Below are 24,662 nucleotides of genomic sequence, written 5' to 3'. Positions count from 1 at the left end.
GAACGGAAGGGCCTGTTTCTTTGCGACAAGCACTATTGCGCGGCAACCGGCGCGCACTATTTGGTAAGCCGATCCTTGAAGATTTTCCCGTCCTTCATGATGACGACGAAATTTTTGTCGGGATCGGTAATGAGCTCGATATTTGCGATCGGATCCCGTCGATCAGAAGAAGGTCGGCTAGCGCACCTTTGCGTAAAGTCGCGCGACACCCGACGCGCTCAGTCCGTTCATTAGATCGTGCGGTTAGTACTGATAGACTAGGACATGATCAGCCCGCCGTCGACATTGATGGTCTGGCCGGTAATGTAGGCGGCATCGTCCGATGCCAGGAATGCAACCAGGGCCGCGACTTCGGCCGGCGTTCCGGCGCGGCGCATCGGGATACCGCGAACCCATTCGGCCATCAGTTCGCCGGGGCCGTATTCACCCAGCATCTGACCCCAGACCCGGTCATTGTAATCCCACATCTCGGTGTGAATGATTCCGGGGCAAATTGCGTTGGCGGTGATGCCTTCGCGCGCGAGCTCCTTGGCAAGGCTCTGCGTGAGGCCGACCACGCCAAACTTCGAGGCGGCATAGTGCGGGGTATAGATGAAGCCCTGACGGGCCTGGCCGGAGGCGGTGTTGATGAGACGGCCTTTGGTGCCGCTGGCTCGAAAGCGGCGGACGGCCTCCTGGCAGCAGAGGAAGACGCCCTTCGTGTTCACATCCAGGTTGAGGTCCCACTCGCGCTCGGTTAGGTTTTCGACCTTGGCGATGGTGATGACGCCTGCGTTCTGGACCGATACGGAAATCGCGCCCAGCTTCGCCTCGGCCTCGCCATAGGCCTCCTGCACTGCTCGAGCGTCGGTTACATCCAGCATCAGCCCGATCACATAGGCGCCGGTCTCCTCAGCCAGCGTCTCGGCGGCCGCGGACGTATCCTTCTCGATCGCGGCGATGGCGACCTTTGCTCCCTCTTCGGCAAAGCGCTTGGCGATGCCACGTCCGATTCCCTTGTTCCCGCCGGTGACGAAAACCGTTTGGCCTGCGAAACGTCTCATGGTCTTCCCTCCATAATGCGCAACAGGCCAAGGGCTGATCGTCGGATCAGGCCGTTAGCCGAGCTGCTGTGAACTTGTCGGTGACGAGCACATCGATAACGCCCAGTTTAAGGGCGCCGGCGATGGCTTGTGTTTTGGATTCTCCGCCCGCGAGCGCCATGACGCGGTCGGTCTTGCGCAGGTCTTCCAGCGAGATGCCGATTACGCGGTCGTTAAGCGGGGTTTCGACCGGCTTTCCGTCCTTGTCGTAGAATCGGTAGGAAATCTCGCCAACCGCCCCGGCCTCGTGCAGCATCGCCATTTCCTGACGGGAGAAGGTGTTGCCGGAGCGGGCGAGCAGCTCGGATGGTTCCACCGCGCCGATGCCGACGATGGCAAGGCTGAGGCGGCCGAAGAGGTCCATCGTTTCGCGCACGACCGGGTCGGCGAGCATGACGAGTTTCGCCTCGCGTGAGGAGGTGATGCCCTGGACAAGAAGCAGTCTCGGCTCGCCGCCGGTGAGTCTTGCAAGACGCGCGGTCAGCTGCGTGGCATGGGTCTGCACCGAGGCGTCGCCCATGCCGCCGAGGATCTGAACGATGTACTTGGCCTTGGCGTTCTTCAACGGGTGGATGTTGTCGACCATGCGCAGAATGGTCTGACTCCAGCTCGAGACCCCGACAATCTCGTCCTGCTTCAGCGTGACCTCGAGGAAATGGGCGGCCGCCTCGCCGATGCGCGCCATGATCGCCCCGTCGCGATCTTCCGAACAGTCGATGACGATAGCCTCGGTCAGGCCGTAGCGCTCTCGCAGCGCGGTTTCCAGATCCGCGAAAGTGCCGGCCGGGGGAATGACCGTCGTGCGCACGATGTCTTCCTGCTCGGCGCGCTTCAGCATGCGCGAAACAGTGGCCTGCGACATGTGCATGATCTCGGCGATCTCCGCCTGCCTCTTGCTTTCGATATGGTACATCTGGGCAACGCGGGCGATCAGTCGAAGCTCGTTGAGCCGTCCCATTGGGGTCCTCCAGCAGTGAATTTTTATTCACTCATAATTGAAGGGCCTCGAACGGTCGAGCGGTAGATTGCGTCCTGCCAAACCACAAGGCGATCTGTGGCGTCGCATGCGCGCGGAAGGAGGGGATTGCCGGCGCGCGGCAGGGAAGCGACAGCGGGGAGATCGGGCCAAACGCCCAGCGAGAGACCCGCCAGATAGGCCGCGCCGAGAGCGGAGGCCTCAGGCGCGTCGGATTGGATAATGACGTGGTTCAGAGTATCGGCGACGCATTGCATCAGGAAGGTGTTCTTGCTCGGCCCGCCATCCGCATAGAGACAGCCGAGCGGCGCCGGCGATTGCGCGGACATCGCCTTGAAGACGTCATGGACCTGGAAGGCCATTGAGTCTGTCACCGAACGCGCCATCTGGGCGCGCGTCGTGTTGAAGGTGATGCCGGAAAACAGCGCTCGTGCATCTGCCTGCCAATAGGGCGCGCCGAGACCCACGAAACCCGGCACGAAACCCGGCCCGCCGGGCTCGGCGGTGGCGGCGAGATCGATCAGGGCCTGCACATCGGAAAGGCCGAGCATTTCGGCCATCCACGGGAGGGCCGCGGCCGAAACGAGAATATTGCCCTCGAAGGCATAGGTCGGCCGGCCGGCAATCGACCAGGCGATCGTCGTCGTGATGCCCTGCTCGGGTGCGATGAAGCGAGGCAGGGTCGTCATGACCGACGAGCCGGTGCCGAAGGTCACCTTGCCGTCGCCGGGATTGAAGGCGCCATGGCCGAAAAGCGCGGCATGGCTGTCGCCGATCGCCGAGGCGATCGGGATGCCGTCCTTCAACCCCGGCACATTCTTCGTCACGCCGAAGCGGGCGGCGCTGTCGCGCACCTCGGGCAGGGCGGACTTCGGCACGCCGAACAAGTCGCAAAGCTCGTCGCTCCAGACTTGGTGGTTGAGGTCGTAAAGCTGGCTGCGGGCGGCATTGGCGGCATCGCAGGCATGGATCGCGCCGTCAGTGAAGCAATGGATCAGCCAGGCGTCGATCGTGCCCAGTCGGATCTCGTGTCCTGCCGGCACGCGATCGAGCAGCCACTTCATCTTGGGGCCGGGGAACATCGGGTCGATGGGGAGGCCCGTGAGCGCCAGGACGCGCCCGGCATGGCCCGCTGCGCTGAGTTCGGCGCAGGCTGGCGCGCTGCGGCGGCATTGCCAACTGACCACCGGGCCGAGTGGCTTGCCCGTGACGGCATCCCAGACGGTGACCGACTCGCGCTGGTTGGAGATCGCGATCCCGAGGATGTCGGCGCAAGGTCCCGTTTGCAGGCAGGCGGCAATCGCCTCCAGAACCGATTCCCAGATGCGAAGCGGGTTTTGCTCCACCCAGCCGGGCTGCGGATGTTCGATGCCGACCGGAGATGCGCCACGCGAGAGGATCTCCCCGGTCGTCGAAACGAGCACGGCTTTGGAATTCGTGGTGCCCTGGTCGATGGCGAGAATGGCAGTCGTCATGGCGGCTCCGGCAGGCAGGAATTGGGGGCGCGGCAGGAGGATTGCCGCGCCCGGCACGAAAATCTAATCGCGCATGATCATGCGCGGGAAGGCTTCCGTGCAATCAATGCAACGGCCGCTTCGGCGATGGCGGCAGGGGACATGCCGAACTCGTCGAGCAGGAATTCCGCCGATCCGGTAGGCGCGAAAATTCCCGGAACGCCGAGAATCTTCATCGGCACGGGGGCTTCGGCCACGACGATCTCGGCGATGGCCGAACCGAGGCCGCCGAAGGTGGAGTGCTCTTCCGCCGTTAGGATCGCGCCGGTCTCGCGGGCGGCGGCCACGACGGCATCGATGTCGAGCGGACGGACCGTCGCCATGTTCAGCACGCGTGCCTCTATGCCCTTTGCCGCCAGCAGGTCGGCGGCTTTCATCATGCGGTGTGTCACCGTGCCGTTGGCGACGAGGGTGACCGCGTCGCCGTCGCGCAGCAGGTTGGCCTTGCCCAGTTCGAATGTGTGGCCGGCCGGCAGCAGGTCCGGAACGCCGACGCGCGACAGGCGCAGGAAGACCGGACCGTCATAGTGGGCGGCCCATTCGACGGCCGCGGCGGTCTCGATCGAGTCGCATGGCGCGATGACAGGAAGGTTCGGCAATACGCGGGTCCAGGCGAAATCTTCGATGGAATGGTGCGTCGGCCCAAGCTCGCCATAGGCCATGCCGGAGGAAATGCCAATGAGTTTCACGTTTGCGTTTGAATAGGCGATGTCGGCCTTGATCTGCTCCAGCGACCGCCCCGTGAGGAAGCAGGCGGCGCCGCAGACGAAGGGCAGCAGCCCGCCATTGGCAAGTCCTGCACCGACGCCGACCATGGTCTGTTCGGCGATGCCGACATTGACCAGCCGTTCCGGCCATTTGGATTTGAAACCGCCGAGCTTGGAGGAACCGACGGAGTCGTTGCAGACGGCCACGATCCGGGGGTTGTCCGCGCCGAGGCGCTCAAGAACGGCAACGAAGGCGTCGCGGCAATCGTGCAGCTTGGCAGAAGGTGTCACGGCGTTCATCACAGGGCCTCCGAAAGCTCAGCCACGGCAATCTTGTATTGTTCGGCATTCGGCACCTTGTGGTGCCAGTCTACCCTGTCCTGCATGAAGGAAATGCCGTGGCCCTTGTTCGTATGGGCGACGATGCAGTGCGGGTGGCTACCGCGCTTTTCCAGCGCCGGAACGACTTCATCCATGGCATTGCCGTTGATCTCGGTCACATCCCAGCCGAAGGCTTCGAGTTTGGCGGGGAATGGGGCGAGGTTGTTGGTGTCCTTCAGAGCCGCGCCCTGCTGGAAGCGGTTGTGGTCGATGATCAGGGTCAGGTTGTCGAGGCCGAACTGCGCGGCAGCCGCGATGGCCTCCCAGTTGGATCCTTCCTGCATCTCGCCGTCACCGGTCAACACATAGGTATGGTATTTCGCGTTCGTCAGCTTCGCGGCCTTCGCCATGCCGACCGCCACCGGCAGGCCATGGCCGAGCGGGCCGGTATTGGTCTCGACGCCCGGTACCTTGGTGCAGTTCGGATGCCCGTTGAGGCGCGAATGCGGCTTCAGGAAGGTGCTGATCTCTTCCTGCGGAATGAAGCCACGCTTGGCCAACGTCACATAGAGCGCCAGCGCCACATGGCCTTTCGACAGCACGAAACGGTCGCGCTCCGGATGCTTCGGCTGTTCTGGCCAGATGCGCAGCACGCGAAAATAGAGCGCCGTCAGAATGTCTATGGCTGACATCTCCCCGCCGATATGGCCGGCGCCGGCTTCGAAAACCGCTTGCAGATCGCGAAGGCGGATCTGTCGAGCGATGCGGTCGAGATCGTTCGGCTGCATGAAATCCTCTTACTGAATAAATATGCTATTGCACATATAGTTGCATGTCGATCCCGCAAGTCAAGAGGGAATGCGTCACTGCCAGTCCAAATTTGCGAGACTGGTCGTATTGACAGCTTAGGGATCTATCATGTACGCATTTAAAGACAGCTATGAATAATTATGCCGAACGTACGGGAGGCGGATTATGCGGGAGGACGACGCATGCGGGCTGCAGTGCAAGAGAAGCAAGGAACTGCCGTGAGGCAGCTTCCGTCACTGAGGGGCGCGACCGGCCCGCTGATCGGGCTCGTCGTGCTGTGTCTTTTCCTCACCTTCGCGACGGACAAGTTCCTATCGCTGCGGAACTTCCTCAACGTGCTCGACCAGATCACGGTGCTGGGGGTCATGGCCGTCGGCATGACTTTCGTCATCCTGATCGGAGGCATCGACCTTGCGGTGGGCTCGGTCATGGCGCTGGCGATGATGGTTCTCGGCTACCTCAACGTCGTGGCCGGGGTACCGATGGGGCTCGCCATTCCCCTGTCGCTCGCCGCCGCCGCGCTCAACGGCCTCATCGCGGGCCTCCTCATAACGCGCTTCAACGTACCGGCTTTCATCGCGACGCTGGCGATGATGTCGATCTCGCGCGGCGTTGCGAATATGATCACCGACGGCCAGCAGATCATAGGCTTTCCGGCCTGGTTCAACATGATGGCCATCGTGCGCTTCGGCGGCTTCGTGACGCTGACGGTTGCCGTAATGATCGCGGTCTTCATCCTCGGCCTTCTCTACCAGCGCTATCGGCATGGTGGGCGCGTGCTCTACGCCATCGGCGGCAATGCCGAAGTGGCGCGCCTTGCTGGAATCAACGTCCAGCGCGCGACCGTGCTCGTCTATGTCGTCAGCAGCTTCCTCGCGGGCCTTTCCGGTATGGTGCTCGCGGCTCGTCTCGACTCGGTTCAGCCGTCGTCGGGTGTGTCCTACGAGCTCGACGCCATCGCAGCGGTCGTCATCGGCGGTACCTCGCTTTCCGGCGGAACCGGCGGGATCGGCGGCACCATCATCGGCGTGCTCATCATCGGTGTCCTGCGAAACGGTCTCAACCTGCTGAGCGTGTCTCCGTTCATGCAACAGGTGATTATCGGTGCCGTCATCGTGCTCGCCGTCACGGCAGAAACCTACCGCAAGCGGAAATAACGTCTTTCGCCCCGCTGCCGAGGTGCGGCGGGGTGCTGAAAACGGCCAGCAATGGTGCAGGCCGGAAAAGGAGAAGGTGACCTCCTGCGAGGGCAGGGCGCCACCGGGCAACTCGGAGGAGAAACCATGAAACTTACCACACTGCTGATGGCGGCAGCCGCCGCTTCGGGCCTTGCGCTTCCCGCATCCGCCGCCGAGGTCAAGAAGATCGGCCTTGCCGTTCCGAACCTCCAAGCCGACTTCTTCAACCAGATCAAGCTCGGAGTCGAAAAGCACGCCAAGGAAAAGGGCCTGGAAGTGGTCGTCGTCGACGCGAAGAACGACACGAACACGCAGGTCAGCCAGGTGCAGGACCTGATGATCCAGGACATCGACGCCTTCATCTATATCCCGGCCGGGGCCGCAGCCGCTGCCGTGCCGACGCGCCTTGCCCGCGAAGCCGGCATTCCGGTGATCAACGTCGACCGCGTTCCGGATGGTGCGCCGGGCGACACCTTCATCGCCGGCGAGAGCGTCGAATCCGCCTACGCCGTCTGCAAGCACATCATCGAGAAGGCCGGTGGCTCGGGCAAGATGGCGATCATCCACGGACAGAAGGGCACGACGCCGGAAGTAGACCGCTTCACCGGCTGCAAGCGCGCCATCGACGAGAACAAGGGTGTCGAGCTGGTCGACCAGCAGTGGAGCAACATGTGGTCGGCCGACGAAGGCTTCTCGATCGCGCAGAACATGCTGCAGGCAAATCCGGATATCACGATCATCTTCGGCCAGGCCGACGGTCTCGCCATGGGGGCTGCCAAGGCGGTCGACGTCGCCAACCTCTCGGACAAGGTGATCATCGGCGGCTATGACGGCGACGTCTCGGCCCTCGAATACCTCGCCAAGTGCAAGGGGCCGTTCATCGCCACCGCCACGCAGAGCACGCAGAAGATGGGCGTTCTTGCCGTCGAATCCGCGCTTGCCGTCGCGGCGGGCGAGAAGGTCGAAGAGCGTCAGACGCCGAATGCCGTACTGACGACCTGCGATAACGCTCCGGAATTCGTAAAGAACCATCCGTAACTTGATAGCCGAAAGGCAGCAGCGCCATGACGACCCGCTCTCCAATCCTGTCGCTCCGTCGAATCCAGAAGTCCTACGGTCCGATCAAGGTTCTTCACGGTGTCGATCTCGATATCTATCCGGGAGAGGTCGTGGCGCTGCTCGGTGAAAACGGTGCCGGAAAATCGACCCTGTCGAACATTATCTCCGGCACCGTGCAACCCTCAGCGGGCGAGATGACCTGGCTGGGTAGGGCCTACGCCCCCGCCGATCCCCGTGCCGCGATGGACGAGGGGGTAGGCATGATCCATCAGGAACTGAAACTGCTTCCGAAGCTCTCCATCGCGGAGAACGTATTCGTCGGTCGCTACCCGATGAAGGCGGGACGGATCGACCGCAAGACGATGGAAGATCGAGCGCGCAGCGGCCTTCACCGGCTGGGTCTGGATATCTCCCCGGATCGCCTCGTCGAGGGGCTTTCGACCGGCAAGCAGCAGCTCATCGAGATCGCCAAGGCACTGACGCTCAATGCGCGCCTCCTCATCCTCGACGAACCGACAGCCGCTCTCGGCGGCGAGGAGAGCCAACTCCTCTTTCAGCAGATCGAACGGCTGAAGTCGGAAGGCGTCGGCATCATCTACATTTCGCACCGCCTGGAAGAAATCCGCCAGATCGCCGACCGCATCGTCGTGATGCGCGACGGCTCCAAGGTGCAGGAGTTCGAGAGCGGCGACGTGCCGATACGCACGATCGTCGAGGCCATGGTCGGGCGCTCCCTTGAGCGCATGTTCCCGGCTCTTCCGGCCCCCACGGATCAGGTGACGCTGGAAGTGCGAAACCTCTCGTCGCCGTCCAACGCTTTCCGGGACATCAGCTTCTCGGTTCGCAGAGGCGAGGTTTTCGGGATTGCGGGCCTGATGGGAGCCGGCCGGACCGAACTCGTGCGCGCCATCAGCGGTGCCGACCCCATCTCCGGCGGAGAGGTCCTGCTGCACGGCAGGTCCGTCACGCCCCGCTCGCCGATCGATGCGATCCGCAATGGTATCGTTCTCGTGCCGGAGGATCGAAAGCTCCAGGGCGTCGTGCTCGATCATTCGATCGCGGAAAACATCGCCTATGCCAATCTCCGCGAAATCTCCCGCGGCGGCTGGGTCTCGTCGCGCCGCATCCAGCTATTCGCCGAGGACTGCATCAAGAAGTTCGGGGTGAAGGGCCGCGGCGGGCAGAATGCAGGCGAGCTTTCCGGCGGCAACCAGCAGAAAGTGGTGCTCGCCAAATGGCTGGCGAGAAAGCCTCAGGTTGTCGTGCTGGACGAACCGACGCGCGGCATCGACGTAGGCGCCCGCTCGTCGATCTACGATCTCATCATCGATCTCGCGCGCGAGGGCGTTGCGGTCATCGTGGTCAGCTCGGATCTCGAGGAGGTGCTCGGCGTCTCCACCCGCATCCTGGTCATGGCGCAGGGCAGGCAGGCCGGCATCCTGAACCGCGAGGATGCGAACGACGTCTCGGTCATGGAATTGGCAACGATCTAAGCAGGAAAGAATCCATATGTCTGAAATCACTCTCGACGCGCCGAAATTGTTCGATCTTGCCGGAAACGTGGCTCTCGTGACCGGCGCGGGCAGCGGCATTGGCCAACGCATCGCTATCGGCCTCGCCCAGTGCGGCGCAGATGTCGGGCTGCTCGACCGTCGCACCGATGACGGCCTCGCGAAGACGGCAGATTTCATCGAAAAGGCGGGACGTCGCAGCATCCAGATCGCCGCGGACGTCACCAGCGGCGCGGCGCTCGACGACGCGGTTGCGCGTACGGAAGCGGAACTGGGCCCGCTGACCCTTGCGCTCAACGCTGCCGGCATCGCCAATGCCAATCCGGCCGAGGAGATGGAGGAAAGTCAGTTCCAGACGATGATGGACATCAACCTGAAAGGTGTTTTCCTTTCCTGCCAGGCGGAAGCGCGCGCCATGTTGAGGAACGGCCGCGGGTCGATCGTCAACATCGCCTCGATGTCCGGCGTCATCGTAAATCGCGGCCTCAACCAATGCCACTACAACGCCTCCAAGGCGGGCGTCATCCACATGACGAAGTCCATGGCGATGGAATGGGTCGGCCGCGGCATCCGCGTGAACACGATCAGCCCGGGCTATACGGCAACGCCGATGAACACCCGGCCGGAAATGGTGCACCAGACCAAGCTCTTCGAGGAGCAGACGCCGATGCAGCGCATGGCGAGCGTGGACGAGATGGTCGGCCCGGCCGTTTTCCTCCTGTCGGACGCGGCGAGCTTCGTGACCGGCGTCGACCTTCTCGTCGATGGCGGTTTTTGCTGCTGGTGAATATTGTAGGGGCGGCGCAATCCGGCCCTTGCATTTTGCTGCGGAAATTTCTTAATTACGCGTGTTCTCAGGGCGGGGTGAAATTCCCCACCGGCGGTATCCGGAGCGATCCGGGAGCCCGCGAGCGCTTCCATGCACGTGGAAGGTCAGCAGATCCGGTGAGAGGCCGGGGCCGACGGTTAAAGTCCGGATGGAAGAGGACATGTCTGCACAACCGCTTTTCAGGGAGCGGGTGCAGGCCTGTTCGCCCAAGGGATGAATAGCGGCCGAGAGGTCGCGGTTTAACGCCGATACCGGCAACCCTTGAAAGGCAATGGAATGGCAATCTCGAAAATTGAAGACGCAATCGCGGCGCTGGCACGCGGCGGCATGATCGTCGTCGTCGACGACGAAAGCCGCGAAAATGAGGGCGACATCATCGTCGCCTCGGATGCGGTGACGCCCGGAGCGATCGCGTTCATGATGAAACATGCCCGCGGCCTCATCTGCGTGGCGATGGAGGGCGAGCGTCTCGACTCGCTCGATATCCCTCTCATGGTTCCGCAGAACACCGACGGTTTTAAGACGGCCTTCACCGTTTCCGTCGATTATCTGCCGGGAACGACGACCGGCATTTCCGCCGCCGACCGGGCCGCGACCGTGAAAGCGCTCATGGATCCGGCTTCAGCGCCTGAAGATTTTGCCCGTCCCGGCCACATTTTCCCTTTGCGGGCGCATCCTCGCGGTGTGCGCAGCCGTCCCGGCCATACGGAGGCCGCCGTCGATCTTGCGCGCCTCGCGGGCAGGGCTCCGTCGGGCGTAATCTGCGAGGTCGCCAACGACGACGGCACGATGGCGCGGCTTCCCGAACTGATCGCTTTCGCCGAGTTGCACGGGTTGCCGCTTGTCACCATTGAAGATCTGATTGCATACGTCGAGGGACGGCAGTCGGCTGATGCCGCAGAAGCCGCGTAGCGCCGGCCAGAGTACGAACCGGCGTCTTCGAGTGGAATCGGGGATATTGGGGCAGGCGCCGCGACGAAGTGGATCAGTGGCGTGTGCTTGGAGATTTTTCAACGGGGCCGGGGGTTCGACCCAACTCAATGCGAGGGATGAGCAGTCGACATTCCGGGCTGGCGGTCTGTTGCCAGTCTCCGATCGTCTCAGTTGGGCGGATGGACTAAGCCGCTCGCGCGGCAATCGCGCGTGTGGCTGGCGGTGCGTTTCCCGATCGACGGCGGTTCTTTGTGTCTCGGGTTCCTGGCCTGACGATTGAGGCTTCTCAATCTGATGGACAGGAGGTTCCGATGACAGAGGAGAAGACCACCCCGCTGCGTGAGCGGATGATCGAGGACATGCGGATCCGCGGGATCGGCGACAAGGCGCAGAAAGGCCATATCCGGGCGATCAAGGATTTCGCGGCGTTTCTCGGGCGATCACCCGACACGGCGACGCCGGAGGAGTTGCGGGCCTATCAGCTGCACATGACCAATGCCGGGGTAACGCCCTGCTCATTCAATGCCCGGATCATCGCGCTCAGGTTCTTTTTCGGGATCACCTGCGGGCGCGAGGAGATGAAGCGGTACATGCAGTTCCAGCGCAAGCCGCAGAGGCTGCCGGTCGTCTTGAGCGTCGAGGAGGTCGCCGACCTGCTGGCCGCCGCTCCCGGGCCCGGGCTGAAGTATCGGGCGGCGCTCAGCATCAGCTATGGCGCCGGGCTGCGGGCCTCGGAGGTCTGCCACCTCAAGGTCACTGACATCGATAGCGAGCGCATGTTGATCCACGTCGAAGAAGGCAAGGGCGGCAAGGATCGTAAGGCCATGCTGTCGCCGGGCTTGCTGGATCTGCTGCGCGATTACTGGCGGGAGGCGCGTCCGCGGGGATGGCTGTTTCCCGGCAAGCCGAAGATCAATCCGCTGACGCCGCGCCAGCTCAACCGGGCCTTCACCGCGGCCAAGCACATGGCGGGCATCGCCAAGCCCGCCACGCTGCACACCTTGCGCCACAGCTTCGCCACGCATCTGCTGGAGGCGAACACCGATGTGCGGGTGATCCAGGTTCTGCTCGGCCATGCCAAGCTGAGCACCACCGCCCGCTACACCCATGTCGCCACCAAGCTGATCCGCGACACCATCAGCCCGTTCGAGCGCCTGAAGCAACTGGAGGATCTGACCCTGAGGCGTGGGCTGGAATGAAGCGTGCGCCGGGGTGCCCCGGCAAAAGCTGGAGATTGCTGACATCTTCCGGGCCTATGGTCCTGCGTGGCGGCGAGCCAATGCCGGGCATGTCAGCCTGACCCAGCTCAAGGTCATGGCGGCGATCGAAGCCTGCCGAACCGAGGCGCTCGGCGGGCATGTGGCGGCTTGCACCAAGTGCGGCCATAACCACGTCGCCTATAATTCCTGTAAGAATCGGCACTGTCCGAAGTGCCAGGGACCCGCGGCCCGGGACTGGATGGCCGCCCGCGCCGAAGACCTGCTGCCGGTCGAGTATTTCCACGTGGTCTTCACCCTGCCTGCCGAGATCGCGCAGATCGCTTACTGGAACAAGAAGCCCGTCTATGACCTGCTGTTTCGGGCATCGGCCGAGACGTTGACCACGATCGCCGCCGATCCCAAGCGCCTCGGCGCACGGATCGGCCTGACCAGCGTGCTGCACACCTGGGGATCGGCGCTGACGCATCACCCACATGTGCACATCATCGTGCCCGGCGGTGGGCTGTCGCCGGATGGCAGGCGCTGGATCTCATGTCGCCCCGGGTTCTTCCTGCCCGTAAAGGTTCTGTCGCGTCTGTTCCGGCGATTATTCCTTAAGGGCCTGATGGCACTGCATCAATCCGGCGGTCTCGCCTTCTTCGGGGATCTCGCCGGGCTCGCAGAGGCGGATGCCTTCGCCGCCTGGCTTGCGCCGCTCCGCAAATCCGAATGGGTCGTCTACTCCAAGCCCCCGTTCGGCGGTCCCGAGGCCGTGCTGGCCTATCTCAGCCGCTATACCCACCGCGTGGCGATCTCGAACAGCCGCCTGATCAGCGCGAATGCCGAGACGGTCACTTTCCGCTGGAAGGACTACCGGATCAAGACCGGCGACCGACAAAAGGTCATGCGGTTGGCCACCGACGAGTTCATCCGCCGCTTCCTGCTCCACGCGCTGCCCGACGGTTTCCACCGCATCCGCCATTATGGTCTGCTGGCCAGTGCGGGCCGCAAGACCAATGTCGCAAAGATCCGCGCTCTGCTCGGAGCGGAAACGGCCAAACACGATGATCCGCCAAGCGCTGAGACCATCCCGCTCACTCTGAGAGAGCCATGCCCCGACTGCGGCGGCCCGATGCGCATCATCGAGATCTTCCGACGCGGCCAGAAGCCCAGATCTCGTGCGCCACCGAGAAAGCAGGCCGCATGACAAGGTGCCCGTCACATTGGCCAAAGCCGACCCGGAAACACTCTGCGTTCCGAGTTGGCACCGCTTTGCGCCCAATAACGCTGATCTTCGCAAAATCGTCGAAATCGACAGCAACGAGACCGTCAGATCTGCTTCCGATCATGTCATCCCACGCCCTCAGGTCGGCCCTTTTGCTTCTCCCGCCAGCGCCGAGGTCCACAACAGACGTCCGCGGCCCCGTACTTTCCCCATAGGTCCCACCCAGCCTCCGCGGCTTCCTCCTTCCAAGGTTTGTCAACGCGGGCCGCCAACGCCAGCGGCAATCGTCGCACTGCGGCCCGCATCGAAAAACCTTCAGGAGAGCCGAAGTCTGATGCCACGCGACGAACGGCGACTTTGCGTGCAGAAGAGGTCAATCGCCGCGCGTTCCCATCTCATGCCCCCGGCTCCGAGGTGCTGTTCATGCGGTGGTACGGGGGAGGTGGAGAGCGGCAGGTAGGCGCGCGCAAAGGCACGCCCTTCGTAGGTTCCGGATTGTAATGGCCGCCACAAAGAGGCTGGGAAAAAAGAGCGCTCGCCTACCGGGCGGAGCGCTGCAGTTGTTCGACACGTGCGATTGTCCGCTATTTAGACGACCCAGAGGGGAACTCCCTTTGGAAGTAGGAACGCTAACCGAACTGCTTGTTTGTCGAAATGTTCCTTTAGCGGCAGTGGCTGCCCCCCAAAATGATGACTTGCTCTCCCAACTCGACGCTATTTGCGGGCAGATGGAAGTACTCGGTTGGATCAATCGCCGAGTTGGCCGTGGCGGTGAAGAGCTTGTCCTGCCACTGCGGCAATCCTGATTGATCAATCCGCTATCAGTTTGCACCGCCGGGATAGATGGACGTCGACATTATGTCGAACTTAAAGCCTTCTTTTGACAGCGCGCCAGGGTTCTTGAGACGTTCTGATCGTCCATGAAGCCGAATCTCAACTCCAACAGGCTGAACCGGTCAGACAGCTTTGTAATTGTGTAGCGCTCTTTTTCGGGTACGTACGGGACCTGGCGGTCTTGATGGTCAGGATGACGTTGTGCTTTGCAGCACCTGATTGTGCTTGATGTTGTGACGCAAAATAACTCTACTTGTTAGGGGATGCGCCGGCCTGCGGCGGAGCGAAAGCCGCAGGACCTGGCGAAGCCGTGCACATCAGACCGTGATGCTGCGGTGGCGCGTTTCGTGCTATCGGCTGCGCCGAGCAGGCCTTCCGTCGCTTTCGAACGGCGCTCCGCAGATTTCTCGAACCACTTAACGATCCAGCCGAAGCCTTCCCATTCGCAACTGTCGAGCGGATCGGCAAAAGGATCGGTTCTTTTCTTGCGGTACTGGCTTACGAGCTCTCTATATACAATCGTCCATTGAAGTAGCATCTCATTTCTCCGCCATGCTGTCTGGCCAGAATGTGGTTCGTGGCGGCTTGAAGATGTAGACGCACAAACGAAAGGCATCTTTCAGAGATGAAACTCGAGAATTGGGACGATCTTCGTTTGTTCCTGCACGTCGCTGAACAAGGCGGACTGGCGGGTGCCGCCGAGAAGGCGGGCGTCAGCGCGCCTACAATCGGACGGCGCATGCTGGCGCTTGAACGCGCTATTGGGAGAGCGTTGTTCGTACGGGCGCGTACGGGATACGAGCTTGCACCGGACGGGCACGTTCTGCTGGAGCGCGTGAAGGCGATGTATGAGGCTGCCCAGGATATCCACGAGTGGCAGGAGTCGGTACATTCGCTCCCAATTGTGCGGCTTCTGTCGGACAGCACGTTATCGTGCTTCACGGCCGCGAGCTTTGACCACCTCTGGACGCCCAGCGACTCATTTCGCGTGTGTTTCAAGACTTCCGAGGCCACCCTTGACCTGACGTACCGGGAAGCAGACATAGGACTAGCCGCCGACCGGCCGGAGACTGGTAATGTCGCTGCCCGCCGTTCCGTCGGGGTCGCCTACGCGCCCTACTGCGCCCAGGGTTTTGACCAGCGACGCCACAACAACTGGGTGTCGCTCGGCACAGACGTCGCCAATCAGCGGTGGAAGCGGTGGGCGTTTGAACAGCGGGGCCAGTTCATCACAAACTGGGTAAACGCACCCCGATCGATGTTCGATCTTGTGAAGGCCGGAGCGGGCATCGGCGTTCTGCCGTGCTTCATCGGCGATCGCGACCCCTGCTTCCTTCGGGCGGGGCACGTGATTGACGAGTTGAGCCACTACTTGTGGATCGTCATGCATGATGACGAACGGGACCGGGAATCCGTGCGCACCGTCGCGGACCGACTGTCGGCGCTGCTTGCCGCGAATGCCCCGCTATTCTGTGGATCCACTGGGCGAGATCCCTTGTGAACGGAGCGGGCAACCGACCCCAGCAGGCTCAACGGCGTTGATCCGCCGACACACCTGACCAGCACGTTCACCGCTATCGTTAACGACAACTCCTGTCGTGGAATTGTCCGGTCGCTAGTGCCGCCAATGACTGCTGACGGGACCCTGAGCGAGCATCGCTCGCCAAGCGTCGTGCAGACCATGGCAAGTTCTCTCGCCAAGGCCCTTAGGAATTCGGGAATAGCGACGTCGACACATCGGATACCTATTGGCCAACGATAGCCGCTTAATCATCGATAAAATTCGTTAAGCGCTCGATCCGAGAAAACAGAGAAATCCTCGAGGCTGCCCGAGCCGGTCATTCGATGACCAATTGCCGCTCAAGGGGCGAGCCCCTGACGTTACTCAAGGGTCGTAAGAGGACCAGATTCAGCCATTCATATGGCGGTCACGGTCGCAGGCGTTCAACGGCAACGCGGCCGTTAAAGCTGGCGACAGCTGCGACGAGTACTGATTTGGCGAACTACCGCTTTGTTATCATAGCGTTTTCCTGACAACATCGTCCAAACGGTCGAGATAATCGCCTTCGCGGACAATGCCGACGGATGCTGCTCTTCGTTCGCGCAACCGTTCCCTTCACTCCTCTTCACTTGCACCGGGCGTCTCAGACGCCCTGCACAGCTCGTGACCGCACTTCGTAACGCATCAACGCCCAGCAGTCGGAGCACTCGGCGAACGCACTTCGTTGCACGCTCCTCGTAAGACGGCAATTCCCGGCCGAAGAACCCGGTTGATTGAGGGTCCATGTGCCAAGGGCTCCTTTGCAGCCGCGGCAAACAATAGCGATGCGACCCCGGCCAAAGGCCGCATACCAGCCGCGATTGACCTAAGAGGTCATCGACTGCTGTGGCTCGCGCTGCAGCTCGCCTCGGTTGCGCAATAGATTGCCGTAACTTCGTCGGCACTCACCGGTCGACTGAAGAGGTATCCCTGAAGTTGGTCGCAACCCGACAGCCGCACGGCCGTCGCCTGCTGTTCCGTCTCGATGCCCTCGGCCGTGACAGGGATCTGCAGCGCATTGGCGAGGGCCACAGTTGCCTGAAGGACGGCGCCGGCATTTTGATCGACTTCCAGCGCCGCCACCAGCGAGCGATCCACTTTCATCCGGTCGAACCCAAAACGCCGGAGTGATCCGATGCTGGCATACCCGGCACCGAAATCGTCCAACGCAACTTTGACGCCGATCTTCTTCAACCCGTCGATTGCGCGCCGCGCCTGATCTGGATTGGAAATTAGCACACCCTCCGTCACCTCGATCGTCAGTCGGTGGGGGTCAAAATCCGCAGTTTTGATTGCGGCTGTGACCTGCTCGACGAATCGCGGGTTCTTAAGCTGCAGCGGTGAAATGTTAACTCCGAGATTGAGCGCCGGCCACGCCGCGGCGGCGTTCAGCGACTTCGTCAATACCTGCATGCCGAGAAAATCAATCATGCCGGCGCGCTCAGCGATCTGGATGAACACATCGGGACCGATTTCGATGCCATCCTCCCTGCGCCAGCGTGCTAGCGCTTCCACGCCGGTCACCGCGCCGGAGCGAGCATCGATTAGTGGTTGGAATAGAACCGATATGCCGCCCGTCAACAGCGTAGTGCGCAACTGGCTCTCTAGTTCCGCCTGTTGGAGGGCGTCATCGTCAAAGCTGTTGTCGAAGTCGATGGTCATGCCGCGGCCGAGATTTTTCGCACGGTAAAGTGCGATGTCGGCGCGGCGCATGAGTTCATTGATCTGCACCGAGCCGAGCGCGGATACCGCGACGCCAATGCTACAGCCGATCTCGATCGACCGTCCGTCAATCTCGAATACGCTCGCCAAGGCTTCTTGGAGCCGCCCGCCGAAGCCTGGGACAAGCTCAGCACCAAGTTCGTTGATGGTCACAACCGCGAATTCGTCACCGCCCAAGCGAGCAGCAAATGCGTCATCGGGCAAGGCGTCGCGCAGCCGGTGGGCAACTGAGACAATGAGGGCGTCTCCAACCGCGTGCCCCCAGGCGTCATTGACCGCCTTAAATCCGTCCAGATCGATGAAATGGAGCTTCACCTGCTTCCCGTTCAGTCGCACCCAGTTGAAAACAGCTGCAGCGTTTTCAAGTAGTCCTGCGCGGTTCAAGAGACCCGTCAGAGGATCATGCAGGGCGCGATGTCGCGAAGCGTGTTCGCTCTTGCGCAGATTGCGAACCGTTATGCCACCCGCAAATCCGATGGAGCAGAGAAACAGGACCAAAATCGCGCCTGCGGTTCGTAGATCGCCGTCGACCTTCTCGTAGCTTTTTGTGCCTGGGGCCATCGAGGGCCAGGTGAAATAGGCGATATCCTTGGACGACACACCTTTCAATGGAACGGCCAATCGTCCCGCAGCAGGCTTCAATTCAAGACGCAGGTCCGCAATTGCGAAACTGTTGGACACCTCGGCCACGACGGCCGGGGTAATCAGCTTGGCGAATACGAGCACATAGAAATCTCGCGGGTCGAGCGACTCATCGCTTTTGAACGGTTGGATCGCGGCCGCGCCGATAAGTTCGGTTCCGGCGGAGGAGCGTGCGAAATGCACAGGAACCTCGTCGGCCGTCCTCACCCGTCTCGCCGCGTCGAGCAATGCTTGGAACTCGTCAACAAATTCGCTGGGCATGACGTCCATCGGAACGCCTTTGCGGTACGCGACAACCGGCAGATTCCGGCTATCGACAACGATGGCGGTGTCATAAAGAGGGTAGTCGGCGGAGGTCGACGCCCAGTTTTCGATAATCCAGTCGGCGCGCGTGTCGGCGTTCACCTCGGCATAGGCATCGTCCCAGTACGCGTTGTCGCGCAAGGTTGCCGCCATCTGCTTGCGAAGCGCCTGCACCGCTCCCGACGTGGCTTGCAGGGCTCTTTGGTCATCGATGCCATCGGCCGTCGTCGTGAGGGTAGCGATCGAGCCCGCAACCAATCCTGCGAGTGCGGCTGCGACCAAGATGAACACAGCAGCGACAAGCAGCACCAGTAGCTGTGTCTGGCGGCTTTCCGAGAGTGTATTCCTGTGCATGGGATGATACCTGCGGGGGATTATTGAAAGAATTCCTCGGTCCGTCAGCCCGGGGAAGCAGGAGGCATCATGCCCGCGGCGCGCTGCGTCGTGAACGTACATGCTGCTACGCTAATGGAGGCTTAACGTGCTTCCACGGGGGAGGGGTCTGCCTTCAAGCGGAAGGGCTTCTGCGGTGATCAGCGCGCCGATATGGAAGGAGAAAGCCGCATTTCTCTTGCGAAGGAGCCCCCGCTACTCGCGACATCCTGAAGCAGCTGCCTATCTCTGTTCTAGCTGGACGAATCGGCGCGGAAAGCGGTTGTTGCAAGACTTTGACAACACTCTGTGGTCGAACCCTGATCGCAAAATTTGCCGTGTCGCGGGAGCATCACCCCCCGCGACCCGGCATTGGCCGCCCTTACATTGTTTTCACCATGGTGCAGAGCTGCGCGATCGTCATGCTGTCGGCGCCCGTTGTGCCAGCGGCTGAGCCAGGCGATGTCGATCCGGTTGTGGTACTTGCAGTGGTTTCTCCGGATGGCGTGCTTCCGGCTGTCGAACCGCTCGCGTCACCTGATGTGCTGCCGCTTCCCGCTGTCGACGCGGTTTGCATCGTGTTGCAATCCTGCTTGATCCGGTCCTGCTGTTCGGCTGTGAGCTTCGACCAGTTCGCTTTGAGCTCATCCTGACTGCGCAAAGTCGACCCAGTGGCATCAGAGAACAGGGCATTGCGAATTGACTCTGGCCAGTTCGACGTGGTGTTCCTTTCCGCTTCGTTCATCTCCATCATCCCTGGCGTGCCAGAGCTACCTCCGGATGTGGTGGCGGAGGTATTTCCGGACGTGCCCGATGTACCCGAAGTGCCCGATGTGCTGCCCGATGACGAACCCGAACTGCTTTGAGCGATGGCCGCAGATGCCATTGCGAGGGAAATGGCGGCGACTAGAAGATATTTGTGTGCCATCTGCATTGTCCTTCTTGTTGGCGCGCGAAAGCGCAGCGCCCAAATCGGCTGATATGGGTAATGTTCCGCTTTCAATCGGCTGGGATGCATTTTTCGCGAGGCTTCGGCGCATAGTCGCGCTTCGGAGCGCTCGTTCGGGTCCGGTTCGCACATGGCGTCAGCTTCAGACTGTCGAGCCGACGCTGTTTGACGAAGCCGCCCAACCCGAAGAGACCTGCAGGAAGTTTGACCTCGGCGCTGAGCCCGACCGTGAGGACGATACGCGGGATCAACGGTTGGGTGGACGGTCGATTCTACAAATCGCCTCCAAGATGATCTAAGGGTTCGCGCGCGAACTCGGAGATCCTCTTGCGAATAAAGGCCTTCTCCGGTGCTTGCCGGCATAGTTCGAGTGCGTGTTCGTACGCTCGGCGGGCATCGGGCAAACGCTTGAGCTGGCGCAGGAAATCGGCGCGAGCCGCGTGCGCGAGATGATAGTCCCGCAGTTCACCCCTGGACAGGATTGCGTCGACGATCGCCAGGCCTGCCGCCGGTCCTTCGCACATGGCAACGGCGACAGAACGGTTGAGTTCGATGATCGAAGAGGGCCGGGCAAGCAGAAGCAGATCGTAAAGTTGGACGATATGGTGCCAGTCGGTTTCTCCGGCCGTTCGCGCGCGGGCATGTTCGGCGGCGATAGCCGCCTGCAGCGTATAGTACCCAGCCGTTCCACCAAGCGTCGCGGCGTCAATTAGGGCTAACCCTTCCCCAATCATCTCACCGTCCCAGAGGGAGTGGTCCTGATCGGCAAGCAGGACCAACTCGCCCGACGCGCTCCGTCGCGCCGCCCGCCGCGAATCCTGCAGCAGCATCAGCGCAAGCAGTCCCGAGACCTCAGGGTCCGGAAGCAGGGCCAAGAGCGTCCGACAAAGACGAATAGCCTCGCTGGTCAAATCCGCCCTGACGATTCCCGCACCGAAGGACGCCGAGTAGCCCTCGTTGAACACCAGATAGATCACATGCAAGACCCGCTCGAGGCGACCCGGAAGTTCGGTCTTGTCCGGCACCTCGTAAGGGATTGCGGCTACGCGGATCCGGTTCTTTGCTCGCACGATCCTTTGCGCGACCGTCGGTGCGGGGATCAGGAAAGCATGGGCAATTTCCTCAGTCGTCAGCCCACATATTTCCCGAAGAGACATCGCAATCTGCGCGTCCGCCGGAATCATCGGGTGACAGCAGGTGAAGATCAGCCGGAGCATGTCGTCTTCGATGAGACTCATATCGCCGGACTCCGCATCGCTCGCCGGATAAAGGCTGTCCTCGATATCCGTAAGCGCGGCCTCGAAGCGAGACCGCCTTCTCAGATGATCGATAGCCCGGAAGCGCCCCGTCGATATCAGCCACGCGAACGGGTTCCCGGGAACTCCATCTCTTGGCCATTTCCGCGTCGCTTCGGCAAAGGCATCATGCAGCGCCTCCTCCGCCCGGTCGAAATCGCCGAGCAGGCGGATGAGTGTCGCCAACACCTTGCGTGATTGTGAGCGGTAGATGTCCTCGATCAGCTTCTGCAAGAGATCACCTTCATTCCGGCTCGTCACTGTCGACCTGCGCACAAGGCGCGATTTAGGTTTGTTCCTTGATGGAATAGGCCGGCCGCACCTCAAGTGCCGCGAATCTTGCGAGCGGGGAACGGCTCGCAATGCGAAGAGCCTCCTCCATATCCTCGGCATCGATGAGGATGACGCCGCCGAGGTGTTCCTTTATCTCGGCGAAAGGTCCGTCGGTCACCGAGATTTTGCCGTCGCTCATGCGCACGGTCTTTGCCGTCGCCGGCGCCCGGAGGGCCTGTGCGAGGACCAGATGACCGCTTTCGGTCAGGCTGTCGTCGTAGGCCCTGCAGTCGTCAGTGAGCTTTTGCTGTTCTTCCTCCGACAGTTCCCGGATTGTCGAAGTCTCGAACCAAATCTGGCAGAGATAGTTCATCGCCTTCTCCTTAAATCTCTTTACCAAAGTCATAAACCGGCCGCACCTCTATGCTGCCGAGCTTGGCGAGGGGAATTCCTGCCGCGATGCGGATCGCATCGTTCAAGTCTCGTGCCTCGATCAGGATGAAGCCGCCGATCTGTTCCTTGGATTCGGCGAAAGGGCCATCTGTCATGGAAATCTCGGAACGGCGCACACGTACCACCACCGAGTTCGCCGGCGGTTGCAGGGCTTCCGCCGCAATCATATGGCCGCTTCTGACGAGGTCCTGGTCGTAGGCAAGGGAATCGCGGTCGATCTGTTCCCGTTCCACTTTCGACAACGTCTCGAACTTTCCTTCCTCGCACCAGACCAAGCAGAGATACTTCATGATGGGTGTCCTCCTCTTGTTTCGACAGCCGGTAGACGAGCAGGCTAGGCATATTTCGACAGCGAGGGAGAAATTTTTTTGAATTCTGATGACCGGGTGTCGAACTTCGCCACCCGCGTTCGACCAGAGGCCGTCAGTGCAAAGAGGAGTGGCGGCCATGAATATTGTTGAAGTCGTTCTTGCAAAACAGATCTTTGCGCCACGCGATGAAAGATGCCAGAACTTCGATCATGTGGAGAGTCGCCGGGTACTCCTGCGCCTCTGTGCTTTCCTGCCGATTCTTGCAGCAACCTTCATCGCGCTTGAAATAACCGGTCGGGGAGAGTCAGGGTCGCCCATCCGTCAAAGAACGACATCTTCGGCAGAGTTTCGAGCCTGGTAACACAGTCGAACTTGCAACCACCGAAGGCCGCGGACCGTGATACGGCTGAACGCGGCCGAGAAGCTGGACGTCGGAGTGGCGTGCGTCGTGCTCGCTTTCCCGGGGGATCGTGCGACGAGCTCGAAGGAATGTCGAGCGAAATTCTTGAAACTGGAAACGTTCCGGCGCTGAAGTACTTCACCGGCCGGACCCTGATGCTTTCCGGACAACGTTTGATCCTGATGGCTTGGTTGTTGGCGTGGAGGCGCTACGAAACAATAGCTAATGCGGAGCGGAACGATCTGTTTGTCCTCTCGACATTCATCGCACCTGCGGACGATGAAAATGGACGCGAAAACCGTGAGCGTATCACAACGGCGATTGAGCGTGCCTGCCGGCGCGGTGTTCATGTCCATCTCTTCTACCGGACGACCTTGGATGAGCGGTCCGGATGCAACCGATATGAAGTCGCATGCGTGCCCCGGAATTGCGTGACGTAACGGGCAAGATACACCAGGAGCTGTTGTTGTCAGGCCGACCGCTGAGCGACGTGTTTGTGGGCGCAAGCCGACAGGCAGCATCAGGATTTGGTTCTTCGATTGCGCGGTTCGGTGCGAGCATCGTTGCGCTGACCTTTCCAGCGGTCCTGCAACGAAAGGGGACTTGTCTAGCGACCTGACAAGCTTAGCGAGAAACTTAGCGGATTGACGAAGTTTTCTCTTGCGTCGCCAATAGTGCTGATGATAGTTAGCTTTATGGCTAAGCATGATACTGATCTTTCGCTACTCTTCCACGCTCTCGCCGACCCGACCCGTCGGTCAATCCTGACTCGACTCGCCGAAGATTCCGCGCGGGTCACGGATTTGGCCGGTCCCACGGGACTGCGTCTGCCCACGGTGATGCGGCACCTTTCCGTGCTGGAGGAGGCAGGGTTGATCTCCACCTCCAAGAATGGGCGGATACGTACCTGCGCCATCGTGCCGGAGGCACTGGACCCGGTGCGGACATGGCTGGATGAACAGCGGGCCGTCTGGGAAGCCCGGCTCGATCGGCTGGACGCATTTGTGATGAATGTGATGAGGGAGCGCGCAAAATGACACGGAGCCCGAATTCAAGCAGTATGGCCCGCACGGCACCAGATGACAGGAAGGACCGTTTTGCGATGCTGGCCTTCGAGCGGGACGTGGCCGCGCCGTTATCGGTGCTGTGGCAGGCCTGGACAGCCCCGGCCGCGCGGGCGGTTTGGGCTGCACCCACGCCCTCGGTCACCGTGGAGTTTCTGGAGGCCGACAGTAAGGTGGGCGGACGCGAGGTCTCGCTCTGCAAGGTGGAGGGGCAGCCAAATATCCGCTGCGAGGTCGGTTGGCTGGAATTGCAGCCTGCGCTGCGCAGCGTGAATTACGAGGTGATTTCGTCCGGGGGCGTGACGCAATCGGCCGCGCTGGTGACTTCGGATTTCTCAGGCACGGACGAGCGCAGTCGGCTGGTCGTGACGGTACAACTTTCCTCGCTGGCCGAGAATATGGAGGCGGGATATCGGCAGGGCTTTGCCGCGGGGCTGGACAATCTCGCGGGCGCGGCTGAGCGGACAATGGTACTGGAGCGCGTGATACAGGCACCGCGAACCCTGGTCTGGGGTGCGTGGATGAATCCCGAAACGCTGCCGCAATGGTGGGGACCGGACGGGTTCTCCTGCCGGACGACGCGGATAGATCTGCGAACGGGCGGCGAATGGGTCTTCGACATGATTGCGGCGGATGGTACGGTCTACCCGAACCACCATCGTTACGGTGAGGTCCGGGCCTATGAAAGGATCGGCTACACGCTTCTTTGGGGCGAGAATGGGCCGAAACATGCCGACGCCTGGGCCTCGTTCGAGGATCACGGCGGATGCACGAAGGTGACGCTAGGCATGATCTTTAGCACGGCTGCCGAGTTCCAAGAGGCGAAGGGCTTCGGTGCTGTGGAACTCGGGCTGCAAACTCTGGGCAAACTTGAGCGCTTCGTCGCATCCCGGTGAGAAGCTATGGCTTCCCAACGGAATGGGCTGGCCGAAGTAGGCGAGCCAAATTCCAGCGGCGGGTTTGGGAGCGGCCCGCTTCGCGCGAAGGGCGGGTAAGCGGCGCGAAGCGGTCATTTAACCTTTGAGGAGAGCGAGGTCTCCTCAAAGTCATCAACGCTGGCTGCACCCCCGCAAACGAGGGTCACAGGGAAGCCGTTCGTCACGAGCCCTGTGCACGACTTGTCGGGAGGATGTTCTCGTTCTGGCAAAGATGGCATAATG

The 24,662-nt window shown here is 61.4% G+C and carries 22 protein-coding genes, 1 pseudogene and 1 riboswitch; of the genes and pseudogenes, 12 read left to right on the top strand and 11 right to left on the bottom strand.

All coding sequences use genetic code 11. The features are described from left to right. Nucleotides 1-257 precede the first annotated feature (257 nt). The 5 genes from M1D34_RS29010 to M1D34_RS28990 form a co-directional block, all read right to left on the bottom strand. Nucleotides 258-1,043 carry an SDR family oxidoreductase gene (locus M1D34_RS29010; RefSeq protein ID WP_498784540.1) on the bottom strand — a complete coding sequence of 262 codons (786 nt, stop codon included), beginning with the start codon at nt 1,041-1,043 and terminating at the stop codon, nt 258-260. Nucleotides 1,044-1,089: 46 nt separating this feature from the next. After that, nucleotides 1,090-2,040 carry a sugar-binding transcriptional regulator gene (locus M1D34_RS29005; protein ID WP_029959090.1) on the bottom strand — a complete coding sequence of 317 codons (951 nt, stop codon included), beginning with the start codon at nt 2,038-2,040 and terminating at the stop codon, nt 1,090-1,092. Between the two features lie 23 nt (nt 2,041-2,063). Beyond that, nucleotides 2,064-3,533 (bottom strand): FGGY family carbohydrate kinase, encoded by a 1,470-nt coding sequence (locus M1D34_RS29000; RefSeq protein WP_498784538.1) that lies wholly within the window; start codon nt 3,531-3,533, stop codon nt 2,064-2,066. A gap of 77 nt (nt 3,534-3,610) precedes the next feature. After that, complete coding sequence (locus tag M1D34_RS28995) at nt 3,611-4,579, bottom strand: transketolase family protein (RefSeq protein ID WP_498784536.1); 969 nt, start codon at nt 4,577-4,579, stop codon at nt 3,611-3,613. After that, nucleotides 4,579-5,388, bottom strand: coding sequence for a transketolase (locus tag M1D34_RS28990; RefSeq protein WP_498784534.1), 810 nt, complete (start codon nt 5,386-5,388; stop codon nt 4,579-4,581). The genes M1D34_RS28995 and M1D34_RS28990 overlap by 1 nt, the downstream gene beginning before the upstream one ends. A gap of 204 nt (nt 5,389-5,592) precedes the next feature. Here M1D34_RS28990 and M1D34_RS28985 point away from each other — a divergent pair, with 204 nt between their 5' ends. The 7 genes from M1D34_RS28985 to M1D34_RS28955 all read left to right on the top strand — a co-directional run bounded on the left by M1D34_RS28985 (nt 5,593) and on the right by M1D34_RS28955 (nt 13,326). Next, complete coding sequence (locus M1D34_RS28985) at nt 5,593-6,567, top strand: ABC transporter permease (protein ID WP_498784532.1); 975 nt, start codon at nt 5,593-5,595, stop codon at nt 6,565-6,567. A gap of 126 nt (nt 6,568-6,693) precedes the next feature. Then, on the top strand, nt 6,694-7,626 hold the full coding sequence (locus tag M1D34_RS28980) for a substrate-binding domain-containing protein (RefSeq protein WP_029959096.1): 933 nt from the start codon (nt 6,694-6,696) through the stop codon (nt 7,624-7,626). A 26-nt stretch (nt 7,627-7,652) separates the two neighbouring features. After that, the gene (locus M1D34_RS28975; RefSeq protein ID WP_498784530.1) at nt 7,653-9,140 is read left to right on the top strand and encodes a sugar ABC transporter ATP-binding protein; all 1,488 of its coding nucleotides are present in this window, start codon (nt 7,653-7,655) and stop codon (nt 9,138-9,140) included. Between the two features lie 16 nt (nt 9,141-9,156). Continuing rightward, nucleotides 9,157-9,945, top strand: a complete 789-nt coding sequence (locus M1D34_RS28970; RefSeq protein ID WP_498784528.1) for an SDR family oxidoreductase — start codon at nt 9,157-9,159, stop codon at nt 9,943-9,945. 59 nt (nt 9,946-10,004) lie between these two features. Continuing rightward, nucleotides 10,005-10,151, top strand: a riboswitch (FMN riboswitch). A 112-nt stretch (nt 10,152-10,263) separates the two neighbouring features. Beyond that, nucleotides 10,264-10,899: a 3,4-dihydroxy-2-butanone-4-phosphate synthase gene (ribB, locus tag M1D34_RS28965; protein ID WP_498784526.1), complete on the top strand. Its 636-nt coding sequence runs from the start codon at nt 10,264-10,266 to the stop codon at nt 10,897-10,899. Nucleotides 10,900-11,231: 332 nt separating this feature from the next. Then, entirely contained in the window at nt 11,232-12,119 is an 888-nt protein-coding gene (locus tag M1D34_RS28960) for a tyrosine-type recombinase/integrase (RefSeq protein ID WP_498784524.1), read from the top strand. A gap of 13 nt (nt 12,120-12,132) precedes the next feature. After that, nucleotides 12,133-13,326 carry an IS91 family transposase gene (locus tag M1D34_RS28955; protein ID WP_498784522.1) on the top strand — a complete coding sequence of 398 codons (1,194 nt, stop codon included), beginning with the start codon at nt 12,133-12,135 and terminating at the stop codon, nt 13,324-13,326. A 680-nt stretch (nt 13,327-14,006) separates the two neighbouring features. Here the strand turns inward: M1D34_RS28955 and M1D34_RS28950 are convergent. Then, nucleotides 14,007-14,420: pseudogene (locus tag M1D34_RS28950) on the bottom strand (KUP/HAK/KT family potassium transporter); the annotation flags it as partial. A 383-nt stretch (nt 14,421-14,803) separates the two neighbouring features. Between M1D34_RS28950 and M1D34_RS28945 the strand changes: the two are divergent. Next, nucleotides 14,804-15,679 carry a LysR family transcriptional regulator gene (locus M1D34_RS28945; RefSeq protein WP_498784520.1) on the top strand — a complete coding sequence of 292 codons (876 nt, stop codon included), beginning with the start codon at nt 14,804-14,806 and terminating at the stop codon, nt 15,677-15,679. Between the two features lie 873 nt (nt 15,680-16,552). Here M1D34_RS28945 and M1D34_RS28940 read toward each other — a convergent pair. The 5 genes from M1D34_RS28940 to M1D34_RS28920 form a co-directional block, all read right to left on the bottom strand. Further along, the gene (locus M1D34_RS28940; protein WP_498784517.1) at nt 16,553-18,739 is read right to left on the bottom strand and encodes a putative bifunctional diguanylate cyclase/phosphodiesterase; all 2,187 of its coding nucleotides are present in this window, start codon (nt 18,737-18,739) and stop codon (nt 16,553-16,555) included. A 400-nt stretch (nt 18,740-19,139) separates the two neighbouring features. Further along, on the bottom strand, nt 19,140-19,838 hold the full coding sequence (locus M1D34_RS28935) for a hypothetical protein (protein WP_498784516.1): 699 nt from the start codon (nt 19,836-19,838) through the stop codon (nt 19,140-19,142). Nucleotides 19,839-19,978: 140 nt separating this feature from the next. Beyond that, entirely contained in the window at nt 19,979-21,235 is a 1,257-nt protein-coding gene (locus M1D34_RS28930) for an RNA polymerase sigma factor (RefSeq protein WP_498784514.1), read from the bottom strand. A 52-nt stretch (nt 21,236-21,287) separates the two neighbouring features. Continuing rightward, nucleotides 21,288-21,647: a YciI family protein gene (locus M1D34_RS28925; protein WP_498784512.1), complete on the bottom strand. Its 360-nt coding sequence runs from the start codon at nt 21,645-21,647 to the stop codon at nt 21,288-21,290. Nucleotides 21,648-21,657: 10 nt separating this feature from the next. Then, nucleotides 21,658-22,017: a YciI family protein gene (locus M1D34_RS28920; RefSeq protein ID WP_498784510.1), complete on the bottom strand. Its 360-nt coding sequence runs from the start codon at nt 22,015-22,017 to the stop codon at nt 21,658-21,660. 157 nt (nt 22,018-22,174) lie between these two features. Between M1D34_RS28920 and M1D34_RS28915 the strand changes: the two genes are divergently transcribed. From M1D34_RS28915 to M1D34_RS28900, 4 genes are all read left to right on the top strand, one after another. Further along, nucleotides 22,175-22,399 carry a hypothetical protein gene (locus tag M1D34_RS28915; protein ID WP_498784508.1) on the top strand — a complete coding sequence of 75 codons (225 nt, stop codon included), beginning with the start codon at nt 22,175-22,177 and terminating at the stop codon, nt 22,397-22,399. A 128-nt stretch (nt 22,400-22,527) separates the two neighbouring features. Continuing rightward, nucleotides 22,528-22,878, top strand: a complete 351-nt coding sequence (locus M1D34_RS28910; protein ID WP_498784506.1) for a hypothetical protein — start codon at nt 22,528-22,530, stop codon at nt 22,876-22,878. A gap of 255 nt (nt 22,879-23,133) precedes the next feature. Next, complete coding sequence (locus M1D34_RS28905) at nt 23,134-23,475, top strand: ArsR/SmtB family transcription factor (protein WP_498784504.1); 342 nt, start codon at nt 23,134-23,136, stop codon at nt 23,473-23,475. After that, nucleotides 23,472-24,398 (top strand): SRPBCC family protein, encoded by a 927-nt coding sequence (locus M1D34_RS28900; protein ID WP_498784502.1) that lies wholly within the window; start codon nt 23,472-23,474, stop codon nt 24,396-24,398. The genes M1D34_RS28905 and M1D34_RS28900 overlap by 4 nt, the downstream gene beginning before the upstream one ends. Nucleotides 24,399-24,662 lie beyond the last annotated feature (264 nt).

It is taken from the genome of Ensifer sp. D2-11 (assembly GCF_054161295.1).
This window is presented reverse-complemented; position numbering and strand designations above follow the sequence as displayed.